Source organism: Thermoactinospora rubra (genome assembly GCF_002093975.1).
Classification (GTDB): domain Bacteria; phylum Actinomycetota; class Actinomycetes; order Streptosporangiales; family Streptosporangiaceae; genus Nonomuraea; species Nonomuraea rubra_A.
The window spans coordinates 77,914-104,905 of the sequence record NZ_KZ084327.1; the positions used below are offsets into that span (position 1 = coordinate 77,914).

At 72.2% G+C, this 26,992-nt stretch carries 25 protein-coding genes and 1 other RNA gene; 15 read left to right on the forward strand and 11 right to left on the reverse strand.

The features are described from left to right. Positions 1-2 precede the first annotated feature (2 nt). From BSB02_RS41280 to BSB02_RS06320, 5 genes are all read left to right on the forward strand, one after another. Positions 3-743, forward strand: coding sequence for a zinc ribbon domain-containing protein (locus tag BSB02_RS41280; RefSeq protein WP_206184538.1), 741 nt, complete (start codon positions 3-5; stop codon positions 741-743). Next, complete coding sequence (locus tag BSB02_RS06305; protein WP_206184556.1) at positions 740-1,891, forward strand: bifunctional RNase H/acid phosphatase; 1,152 nt, start codon at positions 740-742, stop codon at positions 1,889-1,891. The genes BSB02_RS41280 and BSB02_RS06305 overlap by 4 nt, the downstream gene beginning before the upstream one ends. Positions 1,892-1,965: 74 nt before the next feature. Beyond that, an RNA gene (rnpB, locus tag BSB02_RS06310) (RNase P RNA component class A) lies at positions 1,966-2,359 on the forward strand. Positions 2,360-2,434: 75 nt separating this feature from the next. Then, the gene (locus BSB02_RS40490; protein WP_158088571.1) at positions 2,435-2,632 is read left to right on the forward strand and encodes a hypothetical protein; all 198 of its coding nucleotides are present in this window, start codon (positions 2,435-2,437) and stop codon (positions 2,630-2,632) included. 191 nt (positions 2,633-2,823) lie between these two features. Continuing rightward, entirely contained in the window at positions 2,824-3,312 is a 489-nt protein-coding gene (locus BSB02_RS06320; RefSeq protein ID WP_084957734.1) for a hypothetical protein, read from the forward strand. Between the two features lie 5 nt (positions 3,313-3,317). Here the strand turns inward: BSB02_RS06320 and BSB02_RS06325 are convergent, their stop codons facing one another. From BSB02_RS06325 to BSB02_RS06345, 5 genes are all read right to left on the reverse strand, one after another. After that, a complete protein-coding gene (locus BSB02_RS06325) occupies positions 3,318-3,806 on the reverse strand; it encodes a DUF6790 family protein (RefSeq protein ID WP_084957906.1) in 489 nt (162 codons plus the stop codon). A gap of 141 nt (positions 3,807-3,947) precedes the next feature. After that, entirely contained in the window at positions 3,948-4,961 is a 1,014-nt protein-coding gene (locus BSB02_RS06330; protein WP_084957735.1) for an NAD-dependent epimerase/dehydratase family protein, read from the reverse strand. 34 nt (positions 4,962-4,995) lie between these two features. Beyond that, a complete protein-coding gene (locus tag BSB02_RS06335) occupies positions 4,996-7,146 on the reverse strand; it encodes a SulP family inorganic anion transporter (RefSeq protein ID WP_084957736.1) in 2,151 nt (716 codons plus the stop codon). A gap of 197 nt (positions 7,147-7,343) precedes the next feature. After that, on the reverse strand, positions 7,344-8,834 hold the full coding sequence (locus tag BSB02_RS06340; RefSeq protein ID WP_143590314.1) for a hypothetical protein: 1,491 nt from the start codon (positions 8,832-8,834) through the stop codon (positions 7,344-7,346). A 180-nt stretch (positions 8,835-9,014) separates the two neighbouring features. After that, complete coding sequence (locus BSB02_RS06345; RefSeq protein ID WP_084957738.1) at positions 9,015-9,605, reverse strand: YbhB/YbcL family Raf kinase inhibitor-like protein; 591 nt, start codon at positions 9,603-9,605, stop codon at positions 9,015-9,017. 304 nt (positions 9,606-9,909) lie between these two features. On the opposite strand from BSB02_RS06345, the gene BSB02_RS06350 reads away from it, so the two are divergent. Together BSB02_RS06350 and BSB02_RS06355 are read left to right on the forward strand one after the other, a co-directional pair. Continuing rightward, on the forward strand, positions 9,910-10,422 hold the full coding sequence (locus tag BSB02_RS06350; protein WP_240506226.1) for a PH domain-containing protein: 513 nt from the start codon (positions 9,910-9,912) through the stop codon (positions 10,420-10,422). After that, positions 10,419-11,885, forward strand: coding sequence for a PH domain-containing protein (locus BSB02_RS06355; protein WP_084957739.1), 1,467 nt, complete (start codon positions 10,419-10,421; stop codon positions 11,883-11,885). The genes BSB02_RS06350 and BSB02_RS06355 overlap by 4 nt, the downstream gene beginning before the upstream one ends. A 6-nt stretch (positions 11,886-11,891) precedes the next feature. Here the strand turns inward: BSB02_RS06355 and sepH are convergent, their stop codons facing one another. Beyond that, the gene (sepH, locus tag BSB02_RS42020) at positions 11,892-14,222 is read right to left on the reverse strand and encodes a septation protein SepH (protein ID WP_338064323.1); all 2,331 of its coding nucleotides are present in this window, start codon (positions 14,220-14,222) and stop codon (positions 11,892-11,894) included. Between the two features lie 263 nt (positions 14,223-14,485). Between sepH and BSB02_RS06365 the strand changes: the two genes are divergently transcribed. Continuing rightward, entirely contained in the window at positions 14,486-15,280 is a 795-nt protein-coding gene (locus BSB02_RS06365; protein WP_084957741.1) for a hypothetical protein, read from the forward strand. Positions 15,281-15,333: 53 nt separating this feature from the next. Here the strand turns inward: BSB02_RS06365 and BSB02_RS06370 are convergent, their stop codons facing one another. Beyond that, positions 15,334-16,614, reverse strand: a complete 1,281-nt coding sequence (locus tag BSB02_RS06370) for a D-arabinono-1,4-lactone oxidase (protein ID WP_084957742.1) — start codon at positions 16,612-16,614, stop codon at positions 15,334-15,336. A gap of 42 nt (positions 16,615-16,656) precedes the next feature. Further along, a complete protein-coding gene (locus BSB02_RS06375; RefSeq protein ID WP_084957743.1) occupies positions 16,657-17,379 on the reverse strand; it encodes a polysaccharide deacetylase family protein in 723 nt (240 codons plus the stop codon). Between the two features lie 144 nt (positions 17,380-17,523). Here BSB02_RS06375 and BSB02_RS06380 point away from each other — a divergent pair, with 144 nt between their 5' ends. Continuing rightward, positions 17,524-18,672 carry a lytic transglycosylase domain-containing protein gene (locus BSB02_RS06380; protein WP_240506227.1) on the forward strand — a complete coding sequence of 383 codons (1,149 nt, stop codon included), beginning with the start codon at positions 17,524-17,526 and terminating at the stop codon, positions 18,670-18,672. On the opposite strand, the gene BSB02_RS06385 is transcribed toward BSB02_RS06380, so the two are convergent. Further along, positions 18,663-19,616, reverse strand: a complete 954-nt coding sequence (locus BSB02_RS06385; protein ID WP_206184539.1) for a ferrochelatase — start codon at positions 19,614-19,616, stop codon at positions 18,663-18,665. The genes BSB02_RS06380 and BSB02_RS06385 overlap by 10 nt on opposite strands. Positions 19,617-19,654: 38 nt before the next feature. On the opposite strand from BSB02_RS06385, the gene BSB02_RS06390 reads away from it, so the two are divergent. Further along, the gene (locus BSB02_RS06390; RefSeq protein WP_084957745.1) at positions 19,655-21,640 is read left to right on the forward strand and encodes a S9 family peptidase; all 1,986 of its coding nucleotides are present in this window, start codon (positions 19,655-19,657) and stop codon (positions 21,638-21,640) included. Further along, entirely contained in the window at positions 21,637-22,425 is a 789-nt protein-coding gene (locus BSB02_RS06395; RefSeq protein ID WP_084957746.1) for an inositol monophosphatase family protein, read from the forward strand. The genes BSB02_RS06390 and BSB02_RS06395 overlap by 4 nt, the downstream gene beginning before the upstream one ends. Positions 22,426-22,574: 149 nt before the next feature. Here BSB02_RS06395 and BSB02_RS41040 read toward each other — a convergent pair whose 3' ends face one another. Further along, positions 22,575-22,745 (reverse strand): hypothetical protein, encoded by a 171-nt coding sequence (locus BSB02_RS41040; RefSeq protein WP_169729360.1) that lies wholly within the window; start codon positions 22,743-22,745, stop codon positions 22,575-22,577. A 201-nt stretch (positions 22,746-22,946) separates the two neighbouring features. On the opposite strand from BSB02_RS41040, the gene BSB02_RS06400 reads away from it, so the two are divergent. The 4 genes from BSB02_RS06400 (at position 22,947) to BSB02_RS06415 (ending at position 26,342) form a co-directional block, all read left to right on the forward strand. Further along, the gene (locus BSB02_RS06400; protein WP_084957747.1) at positions 22,947-23,600 is read left to right on the forward strand and encodes a response regulator transcription factor; all 654 of its coding nucleotides are present in this window, start codon (positions 22,947-22,949) and stop codon (positions 23,598-23,600) included. A 20-nt stretch (positions 23,601-23,620) separates the two neighbouring features. Further along, the gene (locus BSB02_RS06405) at positions 23,621-24,892 is read left to right on the forward strand and encodes a sensor histidine kinase (RefSeq protein ID WP_084957909.1); all 1,272 of its coding nucleotides are present in this window, start codon (positions 23,621-23,623) and stop codon (positions 24,890-24,892) included. Positions 24,893-25,174: 282 nt separating this feature from the next. Then, positions 25,175-25,474, forward strand: a complete 300-nt coding sequence (locus BSB02_RS06410) for a DUF4193 domain-containing protein (RefSeq protein ID WP_084957748.1) — start codon at positions 25,175-25,177, stop codon at positions 25,472-25,474. A 49-nt stretch (positions 25,475-25,523) separates the two neighbouring features. Then, entirely contained in the window at positions 25,524-26,342 is an 819-nt protein-coding gene (locus BSB02_RS06415; protein WP_240506228.1) for a hypothetical protein, read from the forward strand. A gap of 107 nt (positions 26,343-26,449) precedes the next feature. Here BSB02_RS06415 and BSB02_RS06420 read toward each other — a convergent pair whose 3' ends face one another. Next, a complete protein-coding gene (locus BSB02_RS06420) occupies positions 26,450-26,941 on the reverse strand; it encodes a hypothetical protein (protein WP_084957749.1) in 492 nt (163 codons plus the stop codon). Between the last annotated feature and the right edge of the window lie 51 nt (positions 26,942-26,992).

Consider the following 26,992-nt stretch of genomic DNA (forward strand, 5'->3'; position numbering starts at 1 on the left):
TCATGAAAGCCGCCCCTGAAGCCCAGCAGCGACTGCTCGACCTCGCCGAGCTCGACGCCGCCGCCGACCGCCTGACGCACCGCCGCCGCACCCTGCCCGAGCTGGCGGAGATCGAGGAGCTCACCAAGACCTACGCCCGCCTGGTCACCCAGGTGATCGAGGCCGAGACCGAGGCCGCCGACCTGGCGCGCGAGCAGGCCAAGGCCGAGGCCGACGTCGACACCGTCCGCCAGCGCGCCGAGCGCGACCAAAAGCGCCTGGACTCCGGCCAGGTCACCTCGCCCAAGGACCTGGCCAACCTCCAGTCGGAGATCGCCTCCCTGCACAGGCGCCAGGGCGACCTCGAGGAGGTCGTGCTGGAGATCATGGAGCGCCGGGAGGCCGCCGACACCAGGGCCACCGACCTGACGGCCAGGCGCGACGAGGTCGCCGCCGCCAGGGCCAGGCTGGAGGAGCGGCGCGACGCGGCCTTCGTGGAGATCGACAAGGAGGCGGCCGAGCTGAAGACCCGCCGCGCCGCCCTCGCCGGGGACATCCCGTCCGACCTGCTGGCGCTGTATGAGAAGCTGCGCGAGCAGTACGGCGTGGGCGCCGCGATGCTGCGCGGCGGCCGTTGCCAGGGATGCAAGGTCGTGCTGTCGATCGCGGACATGAACCGCATCAAGGCCGCCCCCGCCGACGAGGTGGTCCGCTGCGAGGAGTGCCGCCGCATCCTCGTCCGCACCTCCGAGTCCGGCCTGTGACCGCCTACGTCGTGGAGGCCGACGGCGGCTCGCGCGGCAACCCCGGGCCGGCGGGCTACGGCGCCGTGGTGCGCGACGCGGCCACCGGGCAGGTGCTGGCCGAGGTCGCCGAGGCGATCGGGCTGGCCACCAACAACGTGGCGGAGTACAGAGGGCTGATCGCGGGCCTGCGGGCGGTGCTCGACCTCGCGGGGGAGGGGGCCTCGGTCGCGGTCAGGATGGACTCCAAGCTCGTCGTCGAGCAGATGGCGGGACGCTGGAAGATCAAGCACGAGGGGCTGCGCCCGCTGGCGCTGGAGGCGGCGGACCTGGCCCGGCGGCTGCGGGTCACCGAGTGGACGTGGATCCCGCGCGAGCGCAACGCCGACGCCGACCGGCTGGCCAACGAGGCCATGGACGCGGCGGCCAAGGGGCTGGCGTGGCAGGGCGGCGGCTCCGCCGTACCGGAGACAGGGGCTCCGGCGACCGGCTCCGCGCCTGAGGCGGCGGCAGGCGAACGGGACAGGACCGCCACGGGGTGGCGGAGCCCCGCGAGCACGACCGCCACGTCGGTGTTCCTGCTGCGGCACGGCGAGACGCCGCTGTCGGTGGAGCGGCGCTTCTCCGGCCTCGGCGACGCCGAGCTCACCCCGGCGGGGCTCGGCCAGGCGGCCAAGGCGGCCGAACGGCTGGCCGGCGAGCGGCTGGAGGCCGTCGTCAGCTCGCCGCTGAAGCGCGCGCGGCAGACCGCGGAGGCGGTGGCGCGCCTGACCGGCCTGGAGGTCGAGGTCGACGAGGACCTGCGGGAGACCGACTTCGGGGCGTGGGAGGGGCACACGTTCGCCGAGGTCCAGCAGCGCTGGCCGGAGGAACTGGCGGCCTGGCTGGCCGACCCGGACGTCGCGCCGCCGGGCGGGGAGAGCTTCGCGGTGACGGCGCGACGGGTCCAGCGGTTCAGGGACCGGCTGCTCGCGCGCCACGAGGGCAGGCGCCTCGTCGTCGTCTCGCACGTCACGCCGATCAAGATGCTGCTGCGCTTCGCGCTGCTGGCCCCGCCCGCCTCGCTGTACCGCATGCACCTGGATCTGGCGTGCCTGTCCCTGGTGGACTACCACTCCGACGGCCAGGCGGTGGTCAGGTCCTTCAACGACACCTCGCACCTTCGCTGACGTGATCCATTCAGGCCTTCGTGATCTTGCCGGCGGCTTGGAGATCGCTTGTGTTTTGGTAGCCTGGCTGGAGACGAGTCGGCCGGACGGTCGCGTCGGGCCGTACGGCTCGCCGAGGAAGGTCCGGGCTCCACAGGGCAGGGTGGTCGGTAACACCGACCCGGGGCGACCCGCGGGAAAGTGCCACAGAAAGCAGACCGCCTCCCTTCCGCGGAGGTAAGGGTGAAAGGGTGGTGTAAGAGACCACCAGCGCCCACGGTGACGTGGGCGGCTCGGTAAACCCCACCCGGAGCAAGGTCAAGAAGGGATCCTCCGCTCGGAGAATCCCGCGCGCGGCGCCTGAGGGCTGCCCGTCCGAGCCGCGCGGGTAGACCGCTCGAGGCCGCCGGCAACGGCGGTCCTAGATGGATGACCGTCCCTTCACGCTTGCGCGAAGGACAGAACCCGGCCTACAGGCCGACTCGTCTCTCAATCCCTACCTGACGTGCATAAACGTCACCTATATGATCCCCAGCTCCGTGATGGCTCCGTCAGAGTTTGATCATGGAGTCGGACACCACGGCCTGGCTCATCATCGCAATGCCGGGCTCGGCGCTCATCGAGCAGCCGAAAGAAGAGATCAAGAGGCTCTACGGCGGCATGCTGGGCCTCACGTTCGACCTCGGCGGCCCAGCCGAGAGGGCGCGTGCGGCCAAGGCGCTCCCACAGCCACCAGCAGTCGACCGCTCCCCGATGTCATGAACATCGAGCGCGAGGCGATAGCCGATCAAGATGTACATCAGGTAGTGGAGCGAGCCGCCGGGTATCCACATGCCGGGGCGAAGCCGTATCTGATCGAGAAGGTCGTCTAGGTTGCCCCAGTCTTTGGGGTGCCTGGGGATGGGAAGATGACGCCATCGCCGGAGGGCCGGTCCGTGTTGCACCATGCGTGAGTGATCTCCACGAAGGAGGCCGTGTCCCCTCGCCGGGACAGCCCGGTCAGGCGCATGGTCCTCGCGGGCGCGGTCGGGATCATCTTGCCCGCCGCTCTTTTAGGCTGGGTCTTCGTATGGCCGAGGTTCTTCCCCGAGCGCTGCGGCGAATACACCGGCTGCCTCGGCTACCTGTTCGCCGCATGGGATCCGGGGCCCTGGGTGGCGGTCGCGGCCGCATGGCCACTGCTCTACGCGCTGCGCGTCCGGCCCGCGTGGATCGTGGCCGCCATCGCGACGCCGTACCTCATGGCCATCTGGCAGTACGCCACCGCGAAGGACATGTGGTTGTTCTCGCTCGAGTCTCTCATCCTCGTCGTGTTCGGCGGCGTGATCGCCTACCCGAGCGCCGTCCTCACCGCCACGACCAGGATGCCCTGGATATGGCGCGCCCTGCCGGCCGCCTTCTTCGCAGGCTTGTTCGTGCTGGGAATCGTCTCGTCGGAGTAGCGGGGCTACGGCGACCGTTCGCCGCGCCGGTAGGCGATCAGCAGGCCGATCGCGGCGAGGGGCTGGAGCACGTCGACGGGAATGGCCCAGACGTTGCCCGGCGCGGTGTTCCCGTGCCCGAACCACTGCATGAAGTGGCCGATGGCGTCACCCCAGAACAGGACGGCCGCGGCGATGACCGCGGCGGTCAGGAACGAGCCACGGTTCCAGATGCTGAGCACGCCGAGCAGGCCGACCGCGATGTCGGCCCAGCCGACCTCCCACTGGAAGGGGGTGTGCGCGAACCCGATGCCTTCCGCGATTTCAGGTGCGTACGGGCCGATGTGCCCGATCCCCCCGAAGATCGACTGGGCGCCGCCGCCCGCGACCACCCACAGCAGCCAGAGCTCCACCACCCGGCGGCGGGTACGGCGGGCCGGGCTCCGGTCGACCAGGACGTGGACGAGCGGGGCGACGACGAGCACCAGCAGCGGGACGACGATGAAGTAGGCCATGTCGTGCACCATACGAGCGGGGTCGCGTGGCGTTCCGGCGACACGCCTTGAGGCCGCCGCACCCGGGCACCCCCCGGCCAGAGCGCTCGGCCCCGCCACGCCGTTCCCGGGGCATCGCGAATCCGTCCGCGCCCGGGTCGCCTACCCCCTGGTGGCGAGCCACTCCCGCAGGATCGCCTGCTCCTTGTCCGGCGCGATGCCGTGCGTCGTGGTCTTGCCGTACACCCGCTGGTCCTCCGGGATCTCCCGCAGCCACGCCCACGTGTCGCGCACGGTCTCCGCCACCGGGCGGGTCCGCAGGCCCGCCGCCTGCGCCTTGGCCGTCGAGACCGACCAGAAGTTCGCGGTCTCCGGCCCGGCCGGCGCCCACAGCGGCAGCTCGACGAAGACCTTCACGTCATGGTCGAGCAGGAACCGGTCCTCGACCCACACGAACTCCGCGTCCGAGCCCGTGACCTCCCGGCACAGGCCCAGCCACTCGCCGAACGTCGTGTTCCCCGCCGGCCCCGTCACCATGAAGCGGTCCGCGACGCCGTGCTCCGCCTGGTCGAGCGTGAAGATCGCGACGTCGCGGGCGTCGACGAGCTGCAGCGGCGTCCGCGGGTCGCCGGGGGCGAGCACCTGGCCGCCGTGCGAGATGCGGGTCAGCCACCACGGCAGCCGGGCGACGTTCTCGTGCGGGCCGAGGATCAGCCCCGGCTGGATGAACAGCGCGTTGCCCGAGAACCCCTCGCCGACCGCGCGCTCGCATCCCGCCTTGAGCACGCCGTACTCGCCGTCGGACGGCCCGGCGTCCGGCGCGCACGGCCACAGGCCCCTCTCCTCGGTGGCCGGCTTGCCGGGGAAGCCGTCGACGGCCCCGATGGTGGAGATGAAGGCGTAGGTGCCGGCGTGCCCGGACAGCAGGCGGGCCGACTCCAGCACCACGCGCGGCACGTACCCGCAGGTGTCGACCACGAAGTCCCAGCGCCGCCCCTCGACGAGCCGCTCCAGGTCCACGGTGGCCTCCCGGTCGCCGTGCACCGCCGTGACCCCCGGCAGGTCGACGCCCGACTTGCCGCGGTTGAAGGTCGTCACCTCGTGACCGCGCCGCAGCGCCTCCTCCACGATGGCCCGGCCGAGGAACTGGGATCCGCCCAGCACGAGAACTCTCATACCGGCATCCTTGCCGTACGGCGGGCGTGACGATTCACGTCTTCACCGACAGCGTAGGCGCGAGCACCTCCACCCGGGCGGCGGCGATGTCGAAGTACAGCCCCACGAGCTGGAGCTCCCCCGCCCGGACCATCTCGTCGATGCGCCGGTGGGTGCGCAGGTTGTCCAGCTGCTGGACGACGTTGACCCGGCACAGCCGGTCCAGCGGCGTGGAGCCGGGCGGGTCCTCCTCGGTGAGGTAGCGGGCCAGGCTGTGGTGGCCGTGCCGCAGCCAGCGCCGCAGCCCCGGCATGCCGCCCGCCGCCACCCCCGCGCTGAGCAGGCCCGCCATGGCGCCGCAGCCCGAGTGCCCGCACACGGTGATGGTGTGCACCTTCAGCACCTGCGTGGCGTACTCGATCGCCGCCAGCACCGAGTCGTCCGGCGGCTCGGCGCCGCGGCGCGGCACCAGGTTGCCGATGTTGCGCACGGTGAACAGGTCGCCAGGGCCGCTCGCGGTGATGATGCTCGGCACGATCCGCGAGTCGGCGCAGGTGATGAACAGGTGGCTGGGCTTCTGCGCGTGGGCCAGCTCGCTGAAGATGGGCCGCAGCAGCGGCGCCCTGCGCTGGTGGAACTCCCTCGCGCCCGACTCCAGGGCCCCCTGCTGGGGCACCGCCTTGCGGTGCGTCCACGGCAGCCACCACCGGTCGGGCGCCTTGGGCGGCGTCTTGGCCGGGAACATCCGCGCCCCGCTGGCCGCCAGCGCGTACCACTCGTCGTGCAGCTCGTCGATCTCCACCCGTCCGCCGCCCGCCTCGTGGTCCAGCCGCCAGCTGTGCAGCGCCTCGAACGCGGCGTTGTCCATGAAGTCGATGTTGAGGTCCAGGTCGACAGGTACGGCGGGCGGGATGGCCCGCAGCTCGGCGGTGAGCCTCGGCACGCCCAGGAACGTGAGCGAGCCGTTCACGGTCACGTGGCGCCGGCCGCCGGGACCGGTGTCGACCCGGATGTCCACCCAGGTCAGCCTGCGCAGCGCGAGCAGGGCCGCCAGGCCCAGGCCCAGGAACACGCCCTCGGCCAGGCCCACCAGCACCACGCCGAGCAGCGTCACCGCGTAGACCGGCACCTCGCCGTGGCCGTGGACCTTCCTGACGTGCCCCAGGTTGATCGTCTGGATGCCGGTGAACACCAGCAGCGCCGCCAGCGACTCCATCGGGATGAGGTGGACGGTCCACCCCAGGAACAGGCCGAACACCAGCACCCAGCAGCCGTGCAGGATCGTCGACAGGCGGGAGCGGGCCCCGGCGCGGAGGTTCGCCGTGCTGCGGACGATCACCCCCGCCACCGGCAGGCCACCCAGCACGCCGCTGACGATGTTGGCCGTGCCCTGGCCGCACAGCTCGCGGTCGAGGTTGGCGTTCCTGCTGTCGACGGCGCGGGCGCACAGCAGCGACTCCACCGCCGACAGGAACGCGACCAGCAGCGCGGCGCCCACGATGCCGTGCCAGTCGCCCTCGGGCGGGACCGGCGGCTGCCATTGCGACAGCATGCCGGTCAGGTCGACGCGGGTGACCTGCCAGCCCAGGAGCGCGGCGACGACGGCGGAGATCGCCAGCGCGGCCAGCGGGGCGGGGACCACGCGGAGCCGTCGCGGCAGGCGGGTCCAGACGATCAGGACGCCGATCGTCAGCAGGCCGACGGCGACCGCGTGGGAGTGGATGTCGGCGATCTGCGCGGGCAGCTCCAGCAGGTTCTCGACGGCCGAGCGCTGGGGGCTGCCGCCCAGGACGATGTGGAGCTGGCTGAGCGCGATCACCACGCCGACGCCGGCGAGCAGCCCGTGGATCACCGCGGGGGAGACGGCCAGCGCGGCCCGGGCGGCCCTGACCAGGCCGAGCCCGAGCTGGATGACCCCGGCGAGGACGGTGATCATGCAGGTGGCGCGCCAGCCGTAGGTGTGCACGAGGTCGGCGATGACCAGCGAGAGGCCCGCCGTCGGACCGCTCACCTGGACGGAGGAGCCGCCCAGCGCGCCGGCGACGATCCCGCCCACGGCGGCGGCGATCAGCCCGGCGGCCAGCGGAGCGCCCGACGCCACGGCGACGCCGAGCGACAGCGGGACGGCTATGAGGAAGACGACCAGGGAGGCGGGCAGGTTATGACGCAATGTCCCCAGTGCGCTACGCATCGTGTCCGCTGTCATGGCCCAGACTGTAACGTTCCAGGCCGCGGGCCGTAAGAGCGGATCAAGGAAATTTACATGATCATGATGAGGCTCGCATGATCATTCGCCTCGCCGTACACGTGCCGGAAGTCAGGGGAGCGTGACGGCCTGGGATGGGGACGGTCGGTGGGGCGGGGTCACCGGGCCTCCCTCGCGCGACGACCCCGCCGCGAACGTCAGCGGTAGTAGTCGGGGTAGTCCTGCTGCGGGTCGGCGGACCGGCGGCGGGAGGCGCGACCGCCGCGCGCTCCGGCCTCCTGCTGCTGCGAGCCGTACACCTGGCCGTAGGACGGCCACATGTCGGCGGGCGGCTCGGGCCACGCGGCCGGGCTCGAGGGCGCGGCCGGGGTGGAGTAGCCGGCCCGCTCGTAGGCCGGGGAGGACAGCACGTCGTCGTACGGCGAGACCGCCCTGCCGGGCGCGGTCGGCGTGCCGACGGCGGGCGAGGGGCCGGTCAGCGCGTCCCCGTCGGGGGCGGCGTAGCCGGGGCGGACCTCGTAGGACGAGGCCGAATACGACGCCGCGGGAGCCGCGGGACGGGCCGCCTCGAACGCCGGCCAGGAACCCGAGCCGGAAGCGGGGGCCGGGTCGTCGAGGATGTCCGGCGAGGCCGGCCAGGATCCCGACGTGCTGGACGGGGGCGGCGTCTGCCAGGTGCTCTCCAGGGCGTCGGCGGCGTTGGCGTAGGCGGGGAACGGGTCGCTGTTCGGCGCGCCGTGGATGGGCGAGGCCGGGTAGGAGCCCGAGGGCGTGGCGGCGGGGAAGGACCCCGAGGTGGAGGAGGCGCCGACGGCCGGGAACGATCCCGACGGGCTGCCGGTCGCGGCGGGGAACGATCCGGAGGTGGTGCCGTTGGCGGCGGGGAACGATCCGGAGGTGGTGCCGTTGGCGGGGGTGAAGGACCCGGAGGTGGTGCCGTTGGCGGCGGGGAACGATCCGGAAGAGGTGCCGTTGGCGGCGGGGAACGATCCGGAGGTCGAGGCGCTGGCGGGGGTGAAGGCGTTGCCGGACGAGGGCGGCGGCACCGGTTTGCTGCCGGGCCCGAGGATGCTCATCACGTCGGGCGTCGGGGCGGCGAAGGTGACGGTGCGCTGGTCGGCCAGGTCCTTCTGGCTGGGCGTGCGCGGCTCGGCGTGGCTCGCGGCGGCCGGCGCGGGCGCCGGGATGGGCGCTGGCTTGGGGGAGGACGCGGAGACCTGGCGCTGGGGCAACGGCGCCTGCACGGTGGCGGCGTTGGGATCGCCGGGCGCGGGCCGGCGGTCGGCCGAGGAGGCCGCCTTGCGGGCCTTGACCGTACCGCTCGCGCCGAAGCCGCCCTCGGCCGCGTCGCTGCGGATGCTGGCCCAGAACTCCTCGTCCTCGTCGTCGGAGGTCACGTTGCCCCACTCGTCCACGCCGCGCTTGCCACGCTGGCCCGTGCGGACGGGCTTGGGCTTCTCCTCCTCGTCGATGGGGCTGAAGTCGGGGCTGAAATTGGTCATCCGGGGCTCGTGAGCCGCGAACTCGTCAGTCGAACGAGCCTTCTTGAGCTCTTCCTTCTCGGCCAGCTCCTTCATGCGCTCCGGCGGAAGCGAGCTCTCCCGCTTGTTCATGGATCTCATGCCCAGTGCCACGACGACGAGCACGAGGAGCACGACAGCGACCAATATGACGATAACCGCGGTCATTGCACCACCTCTGCCATGGCCTCTCTGTGACGCCGGTGGGACCGCGCGGCCATCGACGCGATCCTCCCCCTTTGATCACCAACGTCTAACAATTGGATCTGATTGTGGCGGACCACTATGAGCGTTGTCACACCCTAAGTGAAGAATTGGTAACTACTACTACCTGCGGTGTTCGCCCTCTCACTCGATGTCGACCGCCGTGAGCCGGCCACGCGCGATCGTCAGGTCCGCGATCTTCTGGAGGATCTCGGAGAGGGGGGCGCCCTCCGAAACCTTCACCTCGTCCCTGAGCGCGTAGACGCTGAACCGGTAGTTGCCGGGCTTGCCGTCGCTCTTGGGGCAGGGCGGGACGTAGCCCGGCTTGCCCTTGCCGCCGGGCAGGACGGCCTGCATGGCGGTCCAGCCGTCCGGGGGATCCTCGGACACCCCGGGGCCCAGCTCTGTCGTGCGGCGGTCGATGTTGTAGATGACCCAGTGCACGGCCGGGTCCGACGACGAGCTGTCGTCGACCACGATCGCGAAGGTCTTCGCGCGAGGCAGGGGCTGGCTCGACCAGCGCAGCGGCGGGCTGCCCTTGGTCCCCTCGCAGGAGTACTCGCGCGGCAGCTTGCCGCCCGCGCGGAACTCGGAGCTGGTGACGGTGATCGACGCGACGTCCTGGGCGGAGGAGATGCCGCCGCGCAGGACCGCGCAGCCGGCCACGCCGAGCACGAAAACCGCCGCCGCCGCCGTGGCGACGGCTCGGCGTGCCCAGAAATAGCGCAGCCCCATGCCGGATGATGCTACGCGGCTCCGGGCGATGCGCAGACCGTTTCCGGTGGGTCGGTGGCCGGAATCTGTTCTGAAATCAGTGGGAGTAGAGGGATTTGAGAGGTGACTTTCGCCACACTCCGGTCGCCGGCCGATCCCCGGAGCGGGGGCGAGCTGGCCGGTCGGCGTGGTCACGCCGCGACCCTGGCGGCATAGGGTGACCTTGCACCCTTCTCCGTCGCGGACAGGAGGTCAGCGTGAGGTTGGCGGTGCACCACACGCAGGGCGTCCCGCCACGGGCCGCCGAGCCGGGACGGATCTCCACGTGAGCCGCCTGCGCGAGCCGGCCCACCGGGTCTCGCCGCGGGCCAGGGGACTGTGGCTGCTGCAGTCGCTGTCCGGCTTCGCCGTGCTGGCCGCCGGCTCCTTCCTGGCCGGCCGGTGGGTCGGCGGGAGCCGGTGGTCGTGGGTTCCCCCATGGTTCCAGGACGCCTGGTGGCTGCTGCCCGCGCTCGTCGTGGCGATCGGGCTGCCGCTGTGCGCGATCGGACCCTTCGTCCGCTACGCCGTCCATCGCTGGGAACTGTCGGGTGACGTCGTCTACGCCCGATCCGGATTCGTCACCCGGGAGTGGGTGTTCGTGCCCGTCAGCCGCATCCAGACCGTCGACAAGACCCAGGGCTGGTTCGAGCGGCTGCTGAACCTGGCCACCCTCCAGATCCGCACCGCCTCGCACGCGGGCTCCTCCACGATCGTCGGGCTGGACTACGAGGTGGCGGCCGCGCTCGCCGAGCAGCTGGCCCGGCGCGCCGAGGAGCTGAGGGACGACGCCACATGACCGGCCCCGGCGCCCCGGCTGCCGCGCCGGTCTCGCGGCTGAGCCCCAGGGTCCTGCTCATCCACCCGATACGGCTGCTGCCGTCCCTGCTGGTCCCGCCGCTCCTGCTGGTGTTCGCCAGCGGTTTCTCGCCCAGCTCGTACATATGGGTCGTCGCGGGCGTCGCCGGCACGATCGTCGTCTCGCTGGTGCGCTGGGCGGCCTTCACCTACGTGGTCGCCCAGGAGCGCCTGGAGATCAGGCGCGGGCTCCTCAGCCGCTCGGTCCGCACGATCCCGCTGGAGCGCGTGCGGGGCGTCGACGTGGTCACGCCGCCGATGCACCGGCTGCTGGGGCTGGCCGTCCTGAAGATCGACACGGGCGCGGGCGGCGAGGAGAAGGAGGAGGCCGAGCTCGACGCCGTCACACTGGCCGAGGCCGAGCGCCTGCGGGCGGCGCTGCTGCGCCGCGCCCCGCAGGCCGCCGTGGCGGCGCGGGGCACGGGAGCCACCGAGAGCGTGATCATCAAGGTGCCGCGCAGGTGGCTGGTGTACGGCCCGCTGTCCGGGGCGTACCTCTACGCGCCCTTCGCGGTGGTGGGCGGCGCGATCGGCCTGGTCTTCCAGTGGGGCGACAACCTGGGATTCGGCCGCGACGCGGCCCTCGGCGTGTGGCGGTGGCTGTGGGACCGGCCGCAGCTCCTGCTGATCGTGGCGGTCGTCCTGGTGATCGCCATGCCGTTCGCGGGCGGGGCGATGTACGCGGTGTTCACCTGGGACTTCACGCTCCGGCGGCGTGACGGGCACCTGGTGGCCGAACGCGGGCTCATCACCCGCAGGAGCGTGTCGCTGGAGTCGGCCCGGGTGCGCGGGTACGAGATCGTGGACGGCCTGGCCGAGCGATGGGCGGGCGTGTGCCGGGCCTGGGCCATCGTGACCGGCCTGGGCGACTCGCGGACGCGCGGGCAGCTCCTGCCCGACGTGCCGAGGAAGGTCGCCGTCGAGCTGCTGGCGGACGCCGTGGGCCCCTACACCGGGCCGCTCGTCGCCCATCCGTCCGCCGCCCGGCAGCGCCGCCTGTTCAGGGCCGTCGCGCCCTGGGTGGCGTTCGCACTGGCCGCCGCCGTGCTGCGCCCGCCGTACTGGGGCGTCGCGGTCGCGCCGGCGCTGGTGCTGGCGGGCGCCGGGATCCCGCTTGGGCTGGACCGGTACCGCTCGCTCGGGCACGGGTACGACGGGGTCCGCCTCACGGTGCGCTCTGGGTCGCTGCGGCGCGCACAGGCCGTCGTGGAGCGCCGCGCGGTCGTCGGGTGGCGGATCAGGCAGACCTGGTTCCAGCGCCGGGCGGGCGTGTACACGGTCGTCGTCGGCGTGGGCGCGGGGGAGGGCGGCTACTCGGCCGTTGACGTGTCGGCCGAGCAGACGATCGGGTTCCCGCGCGCGGTCACGCCCGAGTGGCTCGCGCCGTTCCTTGAGGACGGCTGAGCCGCCTCACTCGGGGCGGCGCGCGCCGAACATGATCTCGTCCCAGCTCGGCACCGACGCGCGCCGGCCCCTGGAGCCCTTCTTCGGCTGACGGGCGGCCGGAGCGGGCGGCGGGGAGGGCACGGGGGCGTGGTCGGGCTCGGGCTTGGACTTGTCCTTCGGCTCGCGCGCGGCCGGCACCTTGGGCTCCGGCGCGGGCTCCGGGGCCGGTGCCGGTACGGCGGGCCGCGCGGGAGCGGGCTTGGCCGCCTCCTCTGCTGTCTCCCCGGCGGGCGGCTTCGCGACGGCCGGCTCCGCAGGGGCAGGCTTCGCGGTGACCGGCTCCGCGGTGGCGGGCTTCGCGGTGGCCGGTGTTCCGGCAACGGCGGACTCCGCGGTGGCGGGCTTCGCGGCGGCGGGCTCCACGGCAGGCTCGGCCTTCACCGCGGTCGCCTCGGAAGCCGCCTGCGCCGGAGGAGCAGCCTGCGCCTGCGGAGCGGGCTCTGCCCGCGTAGTGGTGGCCTCGGCCTGCGTGGTAGGCCCAGCCTGTGCAGTGGCCTCGGCCTGCGGTTCGACCTGTGCGGCGGTCTCTGCTTGTGGGGAGGCCTCAGCCTGCGAGGCGATCCCATCCCGCGAGGCTGCCTCTGCCTGTGGGACGGTCTCTGCCTGTGCGGCCTCGCCCTGCGCGGCGGTCTCGGCCTGTGGAGCGGTCTCGGGCCGGGGGCTGGCTTCGGGCTGGGGAACCGCCTTGGGCTGCGACGCGGTGTCTGCCTGGGCGGCCACCGCGGACTGGGTGGCCTCGGGCTCGGCAACCGCCTCGTCCCCGGCCGGGGTCCCGGCAGCCGCCTCGGGCTCGACGGTGGCCGCACGCTCGACGGCCGCCTGGGCCGTCTCCGGCGCCGCCGACGGCTCGACCGCGGCGGGCTCCTCGGGCGCGGCGGTGGCGGCGTCCCCGGCGGGCGCGGCGGGACCGGCGGCCCTGCCCGCCACATCAGCCCTGCCCGCCCTGTCGGCCTTGCCGTACTCCTGGACCGGCACCTGGCCCACCAGCGTCTCCAGGGGAGTGGACTGCTCGTAGGCGGGCGGCTCGGTCTCCGGAAGGGCCGGGGCCGAAGGACCGGCGACGGGCGGCGGGACGGGCACGGCCGATCCATGGGAGGCGGTGGAGCCGGAATCGCGCGAGGGGTGACGGTCGGCGCGGGACTGCCCGAAGTCGGGCAGCCACGGCGCCGGAGCGTCGCGCCGCGCGGCCTCCACTTCACGCTCCGCCAGACGCGCCGCCTCCCCTTCACGCTCGCCCGAACGCTCCTCGCGGCCCGGCGCCGCCAGACCCGGCGACGCGGACCCCGAGGAGGCAGAACCCGGCGACGGGACGCCCGATGCCGCCGGACCCGGCCGCAGCGCCACCTCCCGGTCCTCGGGCCGCCGCGGCGGGGGCCCGAGCGGGCGGGGCGGCTCGATGGCGAAACCGGCCCCGGCGGCCGCGGGCGGTTCCTGCTGCTCACGCCGTACCGGGGCGGGGAAGGAGACGGTGTCGGAGGTCAGCGGCGGCACGGGCTGGAGCTTGGCCAGGCGGGGGGACAGCGGCGTGACGGTCGAGTCGGGCACCGGGGGATCGGGGTCGAAGTCGGCCTGCGACAGCCGCATGGCCTCCTCGTCGTGCGGGGTGACGTGGCGGCGGCGCGGGTCGAACAGCCACTCGGCGTGGCGCGTGTGACCGTTCCACACATAACCGAGCTTGACCCGCCACAGGCCGTCGTCGCGCTTGGCGGAGTCCCAGTCGATCTCCTCGGCGGGCACGCCGCGGCGGGTCAGCCGCTCGGCGACCAGGTCGCCCAGCGCGGGCCCGGGCGAGGACTCCCCGGGCAGCCGGACGGAGACTCGCTGCGCCTGCTGAGCGACGTACTCCCGTTCCTGGAGCACGGGGCCCTCGAACCAGCGGACCCGCTCGACCGGGATGCCGGCGGTGGCCGCGATCTCCTCGGCGGTCTCCCCGGCACGGATGCGAGCCTGGATCTCCTTGGGGCGCAACGGACTCTCCACTTCGATCTCGTACTGGCCGAGACGGGAGAAGTTTCCGCGGACGGCAGCGCGGAGCCGGTCGTCCACGGGGAGCGTGAAACGGGTACCGCGCCCGGCTGTCGCCAAGACGAGGTAAGTACCGTCCTCGCTCACCGCGACGAGTCGGAGCTCCTGCATGCGAGTCCTTTCGTCAGCGTCGTGCTCAATCTTCCCCCGGACCCTTGAGTCTCTCGCGTGTGCCGGTTGCCTGCCAGCACCGTACCCGGCATGTCCGAACATCGCCTTCCTGGGAGAGCCCGAAGAGGATGTGACGCCGGTCACATTTACGACATCCATCCCTTGTCAGCCCTCCCCGTGGTGCCGGGGCAGGAGACACGTCCTCGTGGGATTGTGACGAATCGCGGCTTCGGCCGCCCGGCGGTTGGGTGAACTGGCTCGCCCGGGCATGGCTGCGGCAGGGGCGGCTGGGTCGGTACGGCGGGGCACGAGCCGAGAATTTGCCTGTCACGCACGTCACAGGAACATCGGGACACGCGGTCGCGTCTATTCACGAGGAAGCTCTTTACCGTTCGCGTGACAGGAGAGGACTGATTCGGGGGATGAGCGGCGAACAGCCGAAGTTCGAGCTGAGCGTGCCGCAGGTCGCGGGAGGGGCGCTGGCGGCCGTGACCGCCGCGGTGGCCGCCTCCTATCTCGGGGTGACGGGAACGGTGATCGGAGCGGCGGTGGCGAGCGTGGCCAGCACGGTCGGCGGCGCCGTCTACACGCACTACCTCCAGCGCACGGGGGAGAAGGTCAGGCGGCACACGCCCATCCCTTGGCGGCGGCGGGAGCAGGAGCCGCCGAGGCACCAGGACGGGGAGGGCGAACTGGCCACGGCGGTGCACGCCACCGTGCGGCGGCCGGAGCAGGAGGCGGCCACGCTCGTGATGGCGCCGGTCGAGACGCGGCGGCCGTTGCCCTGGCTGAAGCTGGCCCTGGCCACCGTGCTGATCTTCACGATCAGCATGGGCGGGATCCTGGGCTACCAGGCCGCCGCGAACAGGACCGTGCACGAGGCGGTGACCGGCAAGGCGCCCACGCGCGAGCAGGGGCCCGCGCCGGCCGACGACGACCGCCGCGACGAGCGCGAGGACCGGCCGGCCGGGACGCCCGCCACCACCCGGAGCGAGCCCACGCCGAGTGCCACGCCGAGCGCCAAGCCGTCCGCCGAGCCCAAGGCGACGACACCGGCGCCCAAGCCGAGCGCGACCGGCCGGCCCACGGACGGCCCCACCGGAGCGCCCACGGCCGTGCCGACTCCCACGCCGAGCCAGGAGGTCCCGGAGGAGCCGGAGAGCAGCGAGCCGCCGCCGGACACCGGCGACGCGCAGCAGGCCGAGCCGGCGCAGTGAACAGCAGTGAACAGCAGGGAACACCGGCCCGTGCACGGTGGGAGCGGCAGGGCTCAGCTGCCCAGCACGGTCTCCAGGTAGGGGTTGGTGAACACCCTCCGGGGATCCAGCTCGTCCCGCAACTTCAGGAAGTCGGCGAAGCGCGGATAGACCCCGCCGAGGTAGGAAGCGTCCCGGGTGTGCAGCTTGCCCCAGTGTGGGCGTCCCGCCAGCCGTACCATGATCTCCTCCACGGCCGCGAAGTACTCGGGGTTGGGGGAGGCGTGGTAGGTGTGGCAGGCGATGTACGCCGTGGGCCGGCCGTACGCCGTCGACAGCCAGGCGTCGCTCGGCGGGGTCACCCGCACCTCCACGGGGAAGGAGATCCGCCAGCCGCTGCGCCCCACCAGGTCGCGCAGCTCGCGCAGGGCCTGGGCGAGGTGTTCGCGCGGGATGGCGTACTCCGTCTCCAGGAAGCGCACCTTCCGCACGGTGGCGAAGACCTTGTAGGAGGCGTCGACCGAGGAGGAGTCGCCCAGCGCCTTGGCGCTGACGCGGTTGAGCGTGGGCACCAGGCCGGGCGCCAGGGCGCCGAGCGCGCACACCGCGCCGAAGAGCTTGTTCTCCAGGAAGTCGTAGACGAGCCACTCCTTGACCGCGCCGGGCGGGGTGGCCGGGCCGGGGTGCCGGTTGTTGGTCTTGACCAGGCAGGCGTCGGTGTGCGGCAGCCAGTAGAAGTCCAGGTGCTCGTTGACCTGGGTGAGCTCGTCGAGCGAGTCGACGATCTGTGCCAGCGGCATCACGGTGCGCCGGTTGTGCAGGAGGAACGCGGGCTCGGCGCGGAAGGTGACGGCGGTCAGGACGCCGAGCGCGCCCAGCCCCACCCGGGCCGCGTCGAACAGCGCGTCGCCGGGACGGGCCGTGGTCACCGAGCCGTCGGCGAGCACCAGCTCCAGCGCGGTCACCTGGTCGGCCAGGCCGCCGGTGTCGCGCCCGGTGCCGTGGGTGCCGGTCTGGATGGCGCCGGCGACGGTCTGCGCGGTGATGTCGCCCATGTTGGCCAGGGCCAGCCCCCGCCGGGCGAGCTCCTCGTTGAGCCGCCAGAGCGGGGTGCCGGCCATGACCGTGACGCCGTCGTCGCCCACGGACCTGACGCCGGTCAGGGCGTCGGGCCGCAGCATGACGCCGTCGGTGAGGGCCACCCCGGTGAAGGAGTGGCCCGTGCCGACCATGCGGACGCGGCGCCCGTCGCGGGCGGCGTCCTTGACGGCGGATGCGACGTCGTCGACCGACGTCGGCGTGCGGACCTCGGCGGGGGTGCCTTTCTGGTTACGAGCCCAGTTCGTGAAGACCATGCACCCTCCTGAGTATCGTCCGGCGTTAAACGTGAACGATACTCAGCTTTGCCAGCCCTCCGGAAGCGGGAAGACGTCGCCGGGCCGCAGGTTGTACTGCTTGACCAGGGTCGAGACGGTCACCAGATGGTAGCCGCGCTTCTTGAGCAGCGTGACGATCTTGGGCATCACGTCCACGGTCTGCTTGACCCAGTCGTGCATGAGGATGATCCCGTTGGGCTTGGCCACGTCGAGGACCTGCTGCTTGATGGCGTCCTCGTTCTTGGTGGCCCAGTCCTTGGACCCGGCGGTCCACAGGATGATCGGCATGCCGTGCTCGGCGGCGATGTCGGAGGTCAGCACGTCGGCCAGGCCGTACGGCGGGCGCAGCAGCTTGGGCTCCACACCGGTGACCTCCTTGACGATGGCCTGCGTCTTGGAGACCTCCGCGCGCACCTGCCACGGCTCCAGCTTGGTGAAGTCCGGGTGGGTGTAGCTGTGGTTGCCCAGCTCGTGGCCCTCGGCGGCCATGCGCTTGGCGAAGGCGGGACGGGACTTCACGTACTGGCCCTCGAGGAAGAAGGTCGCCTTGACGCCCTCCTTCTTCAGGGTGTCCAGCAGCTTGTCGGCGTACTTGCCCGGCCCGTCGTCGAAGGTCAGCGCGAGGCACTTGACCTGGGTGCAGTCGACCTCTTCCTTCGCCTTCGGGGTGGCCTGCGCCGGCGCCGCCGTCAGCGTGACGGTGACACAGGCGAGTGCCAGAAGTGAAGTGATGTGTCGGGACATAAGTGAACTTTCAGTTGTGATGGGTGATGCGAGGGATGTCATGAAGTTAGCGGATCGCATCGTGGCTCGTCAGGCTCGACCCGGAAAGTCCCAGCAAACAGTGACCTCCGGCCCCGTCGGTTGGTGTGCACTACTCTGAGCGAGGTGTCCGCCCCTTCTCCGCTCCGCGCGGTCGTGACGGTTCTGGCGGCCGCGATCGCGTTGACGGCCGCCGGCGCCGCGCTGGGCCTGACCGTCGTGTCCGACCGTCCCGGGGACGCCCACTCCGCCGTCGTTCCCCCTCCGGACCGCCTCGACAGCCTGGTGCCCGTGGCCCGGCCCGCCGGGCAGCAGCCGGTCGAGGACTTCGGCAGGGGCGGGCCCGGCGTCACCCCGACGCCGCCGCGCGTGATGGCCGTCTCGGGCTCGGCCGTCCCCGTGCGCACCCGGCACGCGCTGGCCAGGCTCAAGCACGTGCAGAAGGTGATCACCGTGGACGCGGGCCTGGTGACCGTGTCGGGCGCGGGCATCAACCTGCTCGCGGTCAACCCCGCCGACTTCCGCTCCTGGACGCCCCAGGCCGTGGCGGACGAGCCGGCCGTGTGGAGCGCCCTGGCGCGCGGCGAGCTGATCGCCGACAGCGCGGCGGTGCGGCGGCTGGGCCTCATCCTGGGCGCGGAGTACCAGATCGACCGCGGGCCACGGCTGCGCCTGGCGGGATCGGCGCCGCTGGGGCTGAGGGGCATCGACGGCATCGTCAGCACGGCGACCGGCGCCTCGCTGGGGCTGGCGAAGGGCGTCGTCGTGCTGCTCCACGGCAAGGACGGGAAGATCAGCGAGGCGCGGGTGCGCAAGGTCATGGGCGAGGGCAGCCAGGTGGTGTCGCTGCAGCGCAGGACCCCACCGCCGCAGGCGCGCCCGGTGAACGTGGGACGGCCCGGCAGCTACCTGGAGCTGTACAAGGCGGCCGCCACGCGCTGCCCGGGGCTGTCGTGGACCGTGCTGGCGGCGATCGGGCAGGTGGAGAGCTCCCACGGGCGCAACAACGGGCCTTCCAGCGCGGGGGCGCTGGGGCCGATGCAGTTCATGCCGCGCACGTGGGCCGCCTACGGCGTGGACGGCGACGGGGACGGGGTCAAGGACATCTGGAGCCCGTACGACGCGGTGCCGGGGGCGGCCAACTACCTGTGCGCGAACGGCGCGGGCCAGGGCGGGGAGAAGCTGCGCAAGGCGATCTGGTTCTACAACCACTCCTGGTCGTACGTGGACAAGGTGCTGGGGCTCGCCGAGGCCTACGCCCGCGCCTACGCTTGAGGCGCCCGGGGACGGCGCGGCGGAGGGCAGCAGGTCGCCGGGCAGGGCACCGGCTCCGGCTCCTCCATCAGCTCCCGCACCATGCGCACGAACCGCGGGTGCGTGCCCACCGTGCCGGCGCGCTCCAGCGGCAGGCCCAGCTCGGCGGCCAGCTGCCGCGCCTCCACGTCGAGGTCGTAGACGACCTCCATGTGGTCGGACACGAAGCCGATCGGCACGAGCACGACGGGCTGGGACAGCTTGGCCAGGTGGTCGAGCACGTCGGGCTCCAGCCAGGGCACCTCCGGCGGCCCGCTGCGCGACTGCCACACCAGGTCCCACGGGCCCTCATAGCCCAGCGCCTGGCACACCAGCGCCGCCGAGCGCCGCAGCTGCGCCTCATACAGCCCGCCCGCCGGCCCCGCCGTACGCGCCATGCTGACGGGGATGCTGTGCGCGGTGAAGACCAGCCGCGCGTCGGCGCGCCCGAGCCGGTCCAGCGCCTCCCGCACCCGGTCGGCCATGGCCGCCACGAACCCCGGATGGTCCCCGAAGTGCCGCATCTTGACCAGCTCCGGCCCGCCCTCGAAGCCGATGCGCGCGATGTCCTCGTAGTACTGCCGGCAGCTCGAATACCCCGCGAAGCCGGAGGTGGCGAAGACCGCCGCCTTGCGCACCCCGTCGGCGGCCATCCGGCGGACGGTGTCCTCGCCGAACGGGTGCCAGTTGCGGTTCCCCCAGTAGACCGGCACGTCCACGACCTCGCGAAGCGCCGCCACCAGCTCGCGGTTCTGCCGGTTGATCGGGCTGACGCCGCCGAACCTCTGGTAGTGCTCGGCCACCTCCAGCAGCCGCTCGCGCGGCACGCCCCGGCCGCGCACCACGTTCTCCAGGAACGGCATGACGTCGTCGGGCCCTTCCGGGCCGCCGAAGGACAGGACCAGCAGCGCGTCGTAGCTTCCCACGGCGACAACCTTATGCGCTGGCCGGTAGGTTCGATCAGGTGAGCGCATTCAAGGACATTCGTGAGTATGTAGCCATTCCCCGCCTCACTTCGCTGCGGCTGTCGCCCGACGGCACCCGGCTGGTGGGCGTCGTGCAGTCCCTCAACCCGGACGGCAAGTCCTACGGCACCGCCCTGTGGGCCATTCCCGCCGACGACTCGGCCGGCCGCGCGCCGTACCGGCTGACCAGGTCCGCCAAGGGGGAGGCCAGCGCGGAGTTCACCGGCTCGGGGGACGTGCTGTTCACCTCGCGACGTCCCGACCCGACGGTGAAGGACTCCGACGACGAGGTCCCCGCGCTCTGGCAGCTGCCCCACACCGGCGGCGAGTCCCGCCAGGTGGCCGCCCGCCCGGGCGGCATCGGCGCGGTCCGCGCGGCGGGCGAGACGGTCGTGTTCGCCTCCGAGGTGCTGGACGGCGAGGAGTCCGCCGAGGAGGAGCGCCGCAAGGCCCGCAAGGACGCCGGGATCAGCGCGATCCTCCACGAGGGCTACCCGGTCCGGTTCTGGGACCACGACCTGGGCCCCGGGCGGCCGCGCCTGTTCGCCGGACGGCTGGGCGAGGACCGGCTGGAGGACGTGCGCGACCTGACCCCCGACTCCGGCGAGGCGCTGCGCGAGACCTCCTTCGAGCTGACGCCCGACGGCTCCACCGTGGTGACCGGCTGGCGCGTGTACCTGCCGCTGGGCGAGAACCGCTCCCAGATCGTGGCGATCGACGTGGCCACCGGCGAGCGGCGCACGGTGTTCGCCGACGACGGCTTCGACTTCTACGGGCCGAAGGTCTCGCCGGACGGCACGAAGGTCGCCTGCGTCCGCGAGCGCGTGACCGCCGTGGACGTGTCGGCCCGCATGGAGCTGTGGATCGGCGACCTGGCCACCGGCGAGGGCGCCGCCTACGCCCCCGACCTGTTCCCCTCGGCCATCGAGTGGGCCGCCGACTCCTCGGCCGTCTTCATCGCCGCCGACCACCGGGGCCGCCGCCCGGTCTTCCGCGTGCCGCTGGAGGGCGAGGTGACCCGCGTGACCCGGGACGACGGCGCCTACCTCGAGCTCAACCGCTCGGCCGACGGCCGCTACCTCTACGCGCTGCGCAGCGCGGTCGACTCGCCCGCCGTGCCGGTCCGCGTCGAGCCGGCCACCGGCGAGCTGCTGCGCCTGCCCTCGCCCGCGCCCGAGCCGGCGCTGCCCGGCCGCCTCACCGAGGTCACCGCCACCGCCGACGACGGCCAGGAGATCCGCGGCTGGCTCGTGCTGCCGAAGGACGCCTCGGCCGACGACCCGGCGCCGTTTCTGCTGTGGATCCACGGCGGCCCCATCGCCTCCTGGAACGACTGGTCCTGGCGCTGGAACCCGTGGATCATGGCGGAGCACGGCTACGCCGTCCTCCTCCCCGACCCGTGCCTGTCCACCGGGTACGGCCAGCACATGATCGACCGCGGCTGGGCCAACTGGGGCCCGCGCACCATGGCCGACCTCGACGCGATCGTGGACGCGGCGCTGGCCAGGCCGGAGGTCGACAGCGAGCGCATCGCCGCGATGGGCGGCTCCTACGGCGGCTACATGGCCAACTGGGTCGCCGGGCACACCGACCGCTACAAGGCGATCGTCACCCACGCCTCGCTGTGGGCGCTGGACCAGTTCGGCGGCACGACCGACGGGGCCAACTACTGGCAGCGCGAGCTCGGCGCGCCCGGCTCGGAGCTGCAGCGTCAGCTGTCCCCGCACGTGTCGCTCGACAAGATCACCACGCCGATGCTGGTCATCCACGGCGACAAGGACTACCGGGTGCCGATCGGCGAGGCCCTGCGCCTGTGGTGGGACCTCCAGCGCACCGGCAAGGAGGCCAAGTTCCTGTACTTCCCCGACGAGAACCACTGGATCCTCAAGCCGGGCAACATCGTGGCGTGGTACGAGACGATCCTCGCCTTCCTCGGCCACCACGTGCTCGGCCAGGAGTGGAAGCGTCCGGACTGCGTTGCATGAACTATCTGGCACTCGCTGAGGAGATAGCGCGCGAGGCGGGCGAGATGCTCCTCGCCAAGCGCCCCGCGCGGCCCGACGTCGTGGCCACCAAGTCCAGCCCCACCGACGTGGTCACCGCGCTGGACGAGGAGGCCGAGCGGCTCATCCGCTCGCGCATCCCGGAGGGGCACGCCGTGCTGGGGGAGGAGGGCGGCGGCACCGGCTCGGGCGCCGTCCGCTGGATCGTCGACCCCATCGACGGGACCGTGAACTTCCTGTACGGCCTGCCGGAATGGGCGGTGTCCATCGCCGTGGAGGTCGACGGCCGGATCGTCGCGGGCGTCGTCAACGTCGTGCCGCGCGGGGAGGTCTTCACCGCCACGCTCGGCGGCGGCGCCTGGCTGGCCGGGGAGGGCGCGCCCAGGGAACGGCTGCGCTGCAACACGGGCGTGCCGCTGGAGCGGGCGCTGGTGGCCACGGGGTTCGGCTACGCGGCCGGGCGGCGCGCGGTCCAGGCCGAGGTGGTCGCCCATGTGCTGCCGAGGGTGCGCGACATCCGCCGCGGCGGCTCGTGCGCGGTCGACCTGTGCTCGGTGGCCTCCGGCCGGGTCGACGCCTACTACGAGCGCGGCACCAACCCGTGGGACTACGGCGCGGGCGGGCTGATCGCCGCCGAGGCGGGCGCCCGGTTCGGCGGCCTGCACGGCAGGGCGGCCGGCCCGTCGATGGTGCTGTGCGCGGCTCCGGGGCTGTTCGAGGAGCTGCACAACCTGCTGGCGCCGCTGGACCCCGAGCGCGACGCCTGAGGCGGGCGCACGACGCTCGGGGTGAGCGAGCGCACGAGGAAAGCCGCCCGCGGCGGTCCGCGGGCGGCTTTCCGTGACTTTCCTTGGCTTTCCGTGCCTTCCGGAGGGGTTCGGAAAGGGGGTGTCAGAAGGGCTTCACACGCTGCCCCTCACGAGCAGCGCGACAGGGGGATGCCGTGATCGTCGGCCAGGCGGCGCAGGTCCTCGATCTCGGCGGTGAGGGTCTCGGCGAGGTAGTCGTCACCGGCCGACCTCGCCTCGCGAAGGCCCTTGTATGCCTGGTCGAGGCGGTGTTCGATCGTGGTCGTGAACTCGCCCATCTCACCTTCTCTCAGGGGTTCGCAAACACGGGGGTGGGTGTTCGGCTGGTCTACCCACGGGCGTGCCGTGCTGAAACATCCGAATTCGTGTGCCGTCGGTGCCGTCGGCCGCCTTCGCGGCGCACGTGACCCGCGCCCATGACTTACCGTGCGCTTATCGGCGCTGCGGCGACAATGAGTAACCTGACGTGAGGAGTTGTTGTGCGGGTTTTGGTGGTCGAGGACGAGCGGGTGCTCGCCGACGCGATCGCGACGGGTCTGCGCCGCGAGGCCATGGCCGTCGACGTCGCCTACGACGGCGCGGCCGCGCTGGAGAAGCTCTCTTACATCGACTACGACGTCGTCGTGCTGGACCGCGACCTGCCGGTCGTGCACGGCGACGAGGTGGCGCGCAAGATGGTCGAGCAGCGCTCGGCCACGCGCATCCTCATGCTGACCGCCGCGGGCGACGTCGACGACAAGGTCGAGGGGCTGGGCCTGGGCGCCGACGACTACCTGGCCAAGCCGTTCGTCTTCATCGAGCTGGTCGCGCGGGTGCGGGCGCTGGGCCGCCGCTCGGCGCCGCCGCTGCCGCCCGTGCTGGAGCGCGCGGGCATCCGGCTGGACCCCGGCAAGCGGCTGGTCGAGCGCGACGGCCGGGAGATCGTGCTCACCAAGAAGGAGTTCGCGGTCCTGGAGGAGCTGATGCGCGCCGAGGGCGCCGTCGTCAGCCAGGAGGACCTGCTGGACAAGGCGTGGGACGAGAACATCGACCCGTTCACCAACGTGGTGCGGGTGACCATGATGACGCTGCGGAAGAAGCTGGGTGAGCCCCAGGTGATCGAGACGGTGCCCGGGGTGGGGTACAAGCTGTGAGCGAGCGGCCCACCCACCCGATGATCAGCCCGCACTCGGAGCGGGCGGCGCGCAGGGGCCAGCCCCCGCCGCCCAGCGGGCCGCCCGTGTGGGACGGGCCGCCGCCGCCCGGCGCGGCGCCCCTCGACCGCTCCCCCACGGAGTGGATCAAGGATCTGCCGGGGAAGGTCAGCATCCGCTGGCGCCTCACGCTCACCTACGGCGCGCTGTTCTTCGCGGCGGCCAGCGTGCTGCTGTTCACGATGTACATGATCGTCGGCAACTCCATCTCCACGTCGTGGCCGCCCATCGATTTCCGCAACCTCGGCGTCGACGACCTGGAGAACGCCCGCCTGCAGGTGCAATGGCGCGCCCTGGAGAAGATCACGATCCAGAACGCGCGTGAGGACCTGCTGCACAGCTCGATCATGGCGCTGATCGGGGTCGGCATCTTCGCGCTCATCCTCGGCTACCTCGTCGCCGACCGCGCCCTGCGGCCCGTCGCCAAGATGACCGCCACCGCGCGCAAGCTCTCCGAGAGCACCCTCGCCCACCAGCGCATCGACCTGCAGGGCCCCCAGGACGAGCTCAAGGAGCTGGCCGACACCTTCGACGCCATGCTCACCCGCCTCAACATCGCCTTCGACTCCCAGCGCCGCTTCGTCGACAACGCCTCCCACGAGCTGCGCACCCCGCTGACCATCAACAGGACGGTCCTGGAGATCGCCCTGTCGGACCCCCAGGCGTCGGAGGACCTCAAGGCGCTGGGCCGTACCCTCCTGGAGGTCAACGCCCGCAACGAGAAGCTCATCGAGGGCCTGCTGCTGCTGGCCAGGAGCGAGCGGGAGCTGGCCGTGCGCAAGCCCGTGGACGTCATGGACGTGACACGGACCGCCGTGGAGCAGCTGGCCCCCTTCGCCGAGGAGCACGGGGTGACCGTGACGACCGACCTCGCGCCCGCCCCCGCGCAGGGCGACCCCGTGCTGCTGGAGCGTTCCGTCGCCAACCTGGTGGAGAACGCCATCAAGTACAACCTTCCCGAAGCCGGAAAAGTCTGGGTCAGGACGGGAATGTCGGAGGGGGCGCTGGTTGTTCAGGTGGCCAACACCGGGCCACATGTCCCGGCGTACGAGGTCAACAGCCTGTTCGAGCCGTTCCGGAGGCTCCACGCCGACCGCGTGGACTCCGCCAAGGGCGCGGGTCTCGGGCTGTCGATCGTCCGAGCGGTGGTGCAGGCCCATCACGGCAACGTGACGGCCGTGCCGCGCGAGGGGGGCGGACTCGTCGTCACCATTCGACTGCCTGGTCGCTGATCCGGCGTGTTGATCGGGCGCGGAAGTCTCACCGTCGCCGTACATGTGGTTGGATGTGCCGTCGAACACGGTGGTGCATGACGCCAAAGCTGTGGTTTTCGCCATATTTGGCTAACCAACGCTTCCGGCAGAAGGCCCTGGCGTGTAGGGAGGTTCGGCGACCGTCCCGGCGGGGTACCGATTGCAGAATCTCCCAGACGGAACGGGCACAAGAAAGGCCTCTCGGACGTTACACGACGCGCGAACGGCGCGCAGACATATGAGGGGGATGGAGTAAGCACGATGGCAACCGACTACGACAGCCCGCGCAAGACGGACGACGACCTGGGGGAGGACTCTCTCCAGGAGCTCCAGGCGCGGCGCACCGACAAGTCCTCCGGCAGCATCGACATCGACGAGACCGACCTGGCCGAGTCGCTGGAGCTGCCCGGCGCCGACCTGTCCAACGAGGAGCTCTCGCTGCGGGTCATCCCGCGGCAGGCCGACGAGTTCACCTGCTCGCGGTGCTTCCTGGTGCACCACCGCAGCCAGCTGGCCTCCGACAAGAACGGCCAGCAGGTCTGCCGGGAGTGCGCCGCCTGACCGAGGGGTCCAAGTCTGGCGACCGCCGCACGAACGGAGGTTTCGCGTCGTGTCCACGGAGAAAGACCACCAAGGCTCCACGGAGAAAGACCGCCGAGGCAGGGAGGAGATCGCCGACCCCGGTAACGAGGTCGGCGAACTCGTCGGCAGGCTCACCCGCCCCGACGACCTGAAGCCGGCCGAGCGGCGCAGGCTGCTCGGCCGGCTTGCCGCGAGCCTGTCCGGCGGCGCCAAGCGCGCGCGTGCGAGCGGTGTCGGGCGCGGGCGCTGGCTGGCCGACGTCTTCCTCAGCATCGCGCCGCGCATTCCCATCAGAGATCTCCAGACCCTCTCCGCGCACCATCACGGGCTGACCGGCGAGGCCCTCGCCGACGACCTGGTCCGCACCGCCATGAAGGCGACGATGACCGTCGGCGCCGTCGGCGGCGCCCTGGCCGCCGCCGAGTTCGCCGCCCCGCCGCTGCTGCTGTCCGCCCCCGCCCAGCTGGTCGCCGAGACGATCGTGGTGGCCGCCATCGAGGTCAAGCTGCTGGCCGAGCTGCACGAGGTGTACGGCGTGCGCATCGACGGCTCCGGCGCCCAGCGCGCGGCCGCCTTCACCGCCGCCTGGGCCCGGCAGCGCGGCATCGACCCCCTGGCCCCCGCCGGCGTCACCCTCGCCCTCGGCGCCGCCACCAAGACGGCGCTGCGCAGGCGGCTCATGCGCCTGCTCGGCCGCCACCTGACCACGCTCGGCCCGTTCCTCACCGGCGCGGTCGCGGGCGGGGCGCTCAACCGCATCGCGACCAAGAAGCTGGCCGACGCGATCCGCGCGGACCTGCGCGGCAAGCTCCCGCCCGCGCCGGATCGCCGGCAGGTCGGCGCGTGAACCCCGCGCCGGATCTCCTCGCCTGAACGTCATCGCCGCCGTCCCGGCCGGGTCCGCTCGTTTTCGCCGCGCGGCGGCCCGGCCCGGACGACTCGGGACCTGCTCGTCTAGCGCTCGATGCCGGCTTTGTTCTCCGCGTATGGGTTGCTCCAGATCTTAATGAGGAAGTTGGGGCTGGCAGGTATGCCGGCGTACATATAGATATGGTCGATGACCCTGCCGTCGTTGGAGGAGTTGACCCACGCACGGTGGCAGACCCAGCCGCCGCCGGCGTAGGCCGAATGGGTCCATCTCCGGGTCCGGTGGATGTCCGACGTGCCGTCGGGGTTGTCGTAGAAGTAGATGAAGTAGAAGTATGGATCCTGCCCGTCCGCCTCGTAGTCGTCGATGCCGATGTGCGCGGTATATGTGGTGGCGCCGGTGAATCGGAGATAGCCCTTGTAGCGGGCGAAGGTCGTCCAGTCGTGGCGCGGGCTCTCGTCGACGTTGCTGTTACGCGGAGGGCACGAGCCCGCGGACGCCGACGCGGTCCCGGGTGCCGATCCGGTCAGCAGCGCGGCCCCCATGACGACGGCGAGGACCCCCGTGAGAATCCGCATGTCTCTCCCCCTTCTCGGTGGCGGATCTTGCCCGATCCAGGGTCGCCCAGC

Coding starts and splice junctions, on each gene's coding strand:
- BSB02_RS40490 (WP_158088571.1), top strand. CDS start 2,435: ATGGAGTCGGACACCACGGCCTGGCTCATCATCGCAATGCCGGGCTCG.
- BSB02_RS06405 (WP_084957909.1), top strand. CDS start 23,621: ATGATCAGCCCGCACTCGGAGCGGGCGGCGCGCAGGGGCCAGCCCCCG.
- BSB02_RS06325 (WP_084957906.1), bottom strand. CDS start 3,806: ATGGCCTACTTCATCGTCGTCCCGCTGCTGGTGCTCGTCGTCGCCCCG.
- sepH (WP_338064323.1), bottom strand. CDS start 14,222: ATGGATGTCGTAAATGTGACCGGCGTCACATCCTCTTCGGGCTCTCCC.
- BSB02_RS06395 (WP_084957746.1), top strand. CDS start 21,637: ATGAACTATCTGGCACTCGCTGAGGAGATAGCGCGCGAGGCGGGCGAG.
- BSB02_RS06410 (WP_084957748.1), top strand. CDS start 25,175: ATGGCAACCGACTACGACAGCCCGCGCAAGACGGACGACGACCTGGGG.
- BSB02_RS06365 (WP_084957741.1), top strand. CDS start 14,486: ATGAGCGGCGAACAGCCGAAGTTCGAGCTGAGCGTGCCGCAGGTCGCG.
- BSB02_RS06420 (WP_084957749.1), bottom strand. CDS start 26,941: ATGCGGATTCTCACGGGGGTCCTCGCCGTCGTCATGGGGGCCGCGCTG.
- BSB02_RS41280 (WP_206184538.1), top strand. CDS start 3: ATGAAAGCCGCCCCTGAAGCCCAGCAGCGACTGCTCGACCTCGCCGAG.
- BSB02_RS06330 (WP_084957735.1), bottom strand. CDS start 4,961: ATGAGAGTTCTCGTGCTGGGCGGATCCCAGTTCCTCGGCCGGGCCATC.
- BSB02_RS06355 (WP_084957739.1), top strand. CDS start 10,419: ATGACCGGCCCCGGCGCCCCGGCTGCCGCGCCGGTCTCGCGGCTGAGC.
- BSB02_RS06335 (WP_084957736.1), bottom strand. CDS start 7,146: ATGACAGCGGACACGATGCGTAGCGCACTGGGGACATTGCGTCATAAC.
- BSB02_RS06345 (WP_084957738.1), bottom strand. CDS start 9,605: ATGGGGCTGCGCTATTTCTGGGCACGCCGAGCCGTCGCCACGGCGGCG.
- BSB02_RS06375 (WP_084957743.1), bottom strand. CDS start 17,379: ATGTCCCGACACATCACTTCACTTCTGGCACTCGCCTGTGTCACCGTC.
- BSB02_RS06370 (WP_084957742.1), bottom strand. CDS start 16,614: ATGGTCTTCACGAACTGGGCTCGTAACCAGAAAGGCACCCCCGCCGAG.
- BSB02_RS41040 (WP_169729360.1), bottom strand. CDS start 22,745: ATGGGCGAGTTCACGACCACGATCGAACACCGCCTCGACCAGGCATAC.
- BSB02_RS06340 (WP_143590314.1), bottom strand. CDS start 8,834: ATGACCGCGGTTATCGTCATATTGGTCGCTGTCGTGCTCCTCGTGCTC.